This is a genomic window from Bacillus sp. JJ1532, from assembly GCF_036965085.1.
In the GTDB taxonomy this organism is placed as follows: domain Bacteria; phylum Bacillota; class Bacilli; order Bacillales; family Cytobacillaceae; genus Cytobacillus.
Genome location: NZ_JBALOW010000065.1, coordinates 1 through 4,378 on the forward strand (window position 1 = coordinate 1; position 4,378 = coordinate 4,378).

Sequence of the window (4,378 nt, forward strand, 5' to 3'; positions counted from 1 at the left end):
AGTTTTTTTCATCCCAAACGTCTACATAGGTTGAATCATCATATGGCTTTTTGTATTTTCTAACTGCGATAGATGTATTTTTTTCAATTGAACCGTCATTAAGCGTAATCATCTCTAAAGGACTAAAACACGCACAAAGAAATTCCTTGTCTTTTGTTGAATAACTTACTTCATAAGCTAGACCAAATATTTCCGTCATTTCTTTTAATCGTATGTTATGTTCTTTTTCCCAAAACGAAAAATGTCTATCAATTGTATTAATAAAATCAGTGTTGCCTGATTTAGATTGATAATTAACAGGCTTTCCTAATAAGTAACCGACAAAGTTAGAAACTGTCTTCTGACAATAGTTAAACACAGCCCTTTCATCATGTCGTTTATCATCAACTTTACTGTTTTCAAATAATAATTTATGATTACCTTCATAGTAATTAAGGAGTTTTTGAAATTTTGGAGCACGTTTATCAAGTTCCTCCAATAGCTTTAAAATTAACTCTTCTCTTAACATCTAAATTCCTCCATTAAAAAAGAACACTACTTGGTAGCGTTCTAATTGATTTCCGTACTTCAATTTCTAATACTTGTTTAGCAAACTCAGCTAAACAGTCTGGAAAGTCATCGTATTTACTAAATTCACATCCAGCAAAGTCCCGTAATTGTTCTATAGCTGCTTCATCATCTTCATTAAAGATAATCCTTCCCATATTTACGTCAGCAACTATGGTATCAATTTTGTCATCCTTATTCTTAGTTGTTTGTTTATTGATCCAAGTAAACCTTCTTTTACTTAGTTCTTTGTCCTCTTTAACTAACTCTTGAAGCCTTAATACGTCAGCACCCGAATAGACGTTTTTCTCAATTGAAATATGGGTTATACTTGGATAATCTCTAAGTAATTGTAGTGTTTTATCCATATACTCATCATATTCCATCTTATGTATTTCACCTTTTCTAACATAGCGAATGTTGTTTTCACCTAAGCTTCCAACAATAAACGCAAAGTAGTTTTTCTTACTTTTAACTTTTACATCTGTTCCAGCAGGGTCAATTACTAACATTGTCTTTGTGAAATCATGCTTTTCTATAGCTTCAGCAGATTGAGTAATAACTGTAGTAAATTTCTTTTGACCTTTTGAATCTAATCTTGCTTGTACCTCCTGATTAAATGAAGCTGGATTAGAGAAATAGTCTAATGCATAGTCTAAACAATCCCAATAGCTATCCCATAATAACGGATACTTCATTGCTTCTTCATTATCATAGTAAAAGCGTTTTGCAGTATCTAACCTATTTTCATCTTTATTGTTCTGTAAAAGCTTTTTGAATTCTAACCATAATCCTTCATTGAAATATTCATCAATATCATCAATTAAAACACCTTTTTCTTTTCTAAACTTCCATGTCGGATCATTATAGAGCCTAGAATAAAAGTCTTCTGGATGTTGTAACGTTCCAAGTGCAATCATATGAGCTTGACGAACAATCTTACCGTTTTCATCCTTTTTAGGTTTCTGTATCGCCTTAGTTGCATCGTCAGAAAACCTTTTCCATTTTTGATCACGGGCTGAAGCTGTTCTCACATCGTCATCGTCTTGAAAATCGTCTAGGAGCAATAATTCAACACGAATATTTTTACCATATTTTCTACCCCTCATTGGAGAAGTACTCGAAATACTCTCAACTAAACTTTTATTTGTAAACTCAATCATTTCTGAGTTATTTATAAAATTTCTATCAGAGGAATCAATTAATTTACCAAAAGCGTATTCTAAATAGATATTATCNNATCTACTATTGAATCTTTAATACCCTTGATAAATTTCTTAGCAGTATTTCCAATACTAGAGCCAACTAATGTATAGCGTTTCATTCGGTACGCATGACACCAAATTACTGGACTAGTATTTCCAAATGCTGATTTCCCTGTCCCACGTGGCAAAATATATCCTTGTCTACTATGAGTGTTTCTAACAACCATATCCTCAATATCATCCCATATTTGAAAATGTATAGGAGCAAGAGGAGCACAATCATCATCGTTTACAAATATATCTTGTAAAAAATATAGATTAAAAAAAGTCAATGATCTCTTACCTAAGCTCCATGCAAGACCTTCTCTACCGAATAGGTTATCTTGATATTTTGTCATAAGGTGTTTTTGTCTATTCAATGCTTCTTCTCTGTTAAACCCTCGTTTTCTATAGTCTTTATATAGATATTCACGTAACAAATCACGATTTCTTTTAGTGTCAATTAATTCTAAATATGACTGATCCACTTCTCTCACCTACCTCCAAAAAAAATTTGTAAAAAAAATTACGTACCTTGCTACACCCTTTTTAAGCCCCTAATCATTCAGAATGGTGGGGGTAGTTGCTTACTCCTTATGGTTTCCTCTAACCCTTCTCTATCGTGCTTTAAATGATTCTGGTGAGGCGTTTACATTCATCAGTTTGATTAATTAGTTTATTAAGGTATACCTTTAAGGACAATAAAAACTGACTGAAATACAAGCTATTTTACGTTTATAAAACTTTCATTTTATTATATAAACGTTTATAAATATTTGTTTACCTTTATAAACAACTATGTTATAATCAATTTATACCAATAAAGGAGCGTGTTACCAATGACTATGAAAACATTTGCCTATATCCGTGTGAGTTCTAAGGATCAAAATGTAAACCGTCAGTTAAATGAAATGCTTGAATTAGGTATCAACGAAAGAGATATTTACATTGATAAAGAGTCAGGAAAAGACTTTAACCGCACTAAATACCAAGCATTAAAGGAATCTCTTCGTGAAGGTGATTTACTATACATTAAGTCAATTGATCGTTTCGGACGTAACTCAAAGGAAATAAAGCGTGAATGGGAAGACATTACGCACAATATTAAAGCAGATATTAAAGTATTAGATATGCCATTACTGGATACTACACAATATAAAGATAAACTAGGGACGTTTGTTAGTGATTTAGTATTACAAGTATTATCTTTTGTAGCTGAAAGAGAACGAGAAGAAATCAATAAACGACAAAAGGAAGGTATTGCAATAGCTAAAGCACAAGGAAAACATCTAGGAAGACCTGTTATTGGCTATAATACAATGACTAAAGAACAATTAGATTGTATTCATACGAACTATCCTATATGGAAAGACGGGCAAATTACTGCTGAAAAGTTTAGGAATATGGATAACTTAAAGCTTACAAAGAACACATTCTATAAGGTAATGAAACAATACGAAGATACATTAAAAGCCTAACTACATGAGGTAGAAAGGCTTTTTATTCGTCCTCATATTCATCTAATCTGCTTTCAAACTCTTCATCTTCCATATCCAGTATATCTTTAGGTGTATTACTATGATTAACATTGGTTAAATCAGATGTAACATGAAGACTAGAGCTAGGTTTACCTACACCATATTGAAGTATCCTGTCTGCTGCCTTAAGACGGATAGAGTCATCCTTAGAATTCATCAATTCAGCTAAGGTTTCACTGGCTTTATCCAAATTTTTAAGGAGAAATGACTTAGCTAGATTTTTTTTCTCCTGTGCGTATTTGTCAATGGCAGTCATCATTTCTGGCTTCTTTAACCATTGGTAATATGTTGTGCGACTCACTCCTACTGTTTTCGCAATTGTGCTTCTATCCATGCCTCCATAGGCTTCTAATATGGCTGCTTCATTTTGCTGACTAGTTAATCCATCAATAATAATCATTTCAAGCTCATTACTCATCTATATTTTCACACCTTTACAAATTGACATTAATATTGTGTAATTTTACACTATCTCTACTTCTCTTTCATCATATGTTACTTCATCATAATCAAACCATTCTGGATGCATTACTGCATTTATAACCAAAATACTCTCCTCTTTCATTTTCCTTAATGTCTTATTATCGATAAATCCATTAACTCTTAATACTTTGTATGGTAGAAGAAATAATGTTTCATCTTCTTTTCTAATTACTTTCATCGCCATTCCACCCTTATTAACTCATCAATCTCCACACAACGAAAAAGACCTCCAACACAAAGGAAGGAAGTCTATCGTTTGCTATTCCTATTAATTTTATCTGTTGTTATCAGTGCTTTTTGTAGATGCTCTTTTCTTTTCTTGGTATTTTTCTTTTTTGTTGGCTCAACTAATTTAAATAGTTTCAATTTCATCATCTCCTATACTAATGACTATGAAACTATTAATATTAATATTACCCTAAATTATCCCATCTAATCCCCTAAAATCATAAACCAATGGAATTAAATTATCATCATTATCTTCTAAATAAGACCATTTATTAAACCCATTCTTATTATAAAACCTTAATAATTTTTCATCATTATATGACTCTATTACAATAAAGG

General features: G+C 31.8%; 5 protein-coding genes. 1 reads left to right on the top strand and 4 read right to left on the bottom strand.

Annotated elements, in window-relative coordinates; genetic code table 11:
• Positions 1-508 (bottom strand): phage portal protein (locus tag V7122_RS19770; protein WP_335528520.1); only part of this gene is annotated, 508 nt, incomplete at its 3' end.
• A gap of 13 nt (positions 509-521) precedes the next feature.
• Positions 522-1,655: a hypothetical protein gene (locus tag V7122_RS19775; RefSeq protein WP_335528522.1), complete on the bottom strand. Its 1,134-nt coding sequence runs from the start codon at positions 1,653-1,655 to the stop codon at positions 522-524.
• Between the two features lie 974 nt (positions 1,656-2,629).
• Here V7122_RS19775 and V7122_RS19780 point away from each other — a divergent pair.
• Positions 2,630-3,268 (top strand): recombinase family protein, encoded by a 639-nt coding sequence (locus V7122_RS19780; protein ID WP_335528525.1) that lies wholly within the window; start codon positions 2,630-2,632, stop codon positions 3,266-3,268.
• A gap of 22 nt (positions 3,269-3,290) precedes the next feature.
• On the opposite strand, the gene V7122_RS19785 is transcribed toward V7122_RS19780, so the two are convergent.
• Together V7122_RS19785 and V7122_RS19790 are read right to left on the bottom strand one after the other, a co-directional pair.
• Positions 3,291-3,746, bottom strand: coding sequence for a phBC6A51 family helix-turn-helix protein (locus tag V7122_RS19785; RefSeq protein ID WP_335528527.1), 456 nt, complete (start codon positions 3,744-3,746; stop codon positions 3,291-3,293).
• A 45-nt stretch (positions 3,747-3,791) separates the two neighbouring features.
• A complete protein-coding gene (locus V7122_RS19790) occupies positions 3,792-3,989 on the bottom strand; it encodes a hypothetical protein (protein ID WP_335528529.1) in 198 nt (65 codons plus the stop codon).
• Positions 3,990-4,378: the final 389 nt, after the last annotated feature.

Bases quoted from the DNA above. Each gene is read 5' to 3' on its own strand.
- V7122_RS19775 (WP_335528522.1), bottom strand. From the start codon at position 1,655: ATGAGGGGTAGAAAATATGGTAAAAATATTCGTGTTGAATTATTGCTC.
- V7122_RS19780 (WP_335528525.1), top strand. From the start codon at position 2,630: ATGACTATGAAAACATTTGCCTATATCCGTGTGAGTTCTAAGGATCAA.
- V7122_RS19785 (WP_335528527.1), bottom strand. From the start codon at position 3,746: ATGAGTAATGAGCTTGAAATGATTATTATTGATGGATTAACTAGTCAG.
- V7122_RS19790 (WP_335528529.1), bottom strand. From the start codon at position 3,989: ATGAAAGTAATTAGAAAAGAAGATGAAACATTATTTCTTCTACCATAC.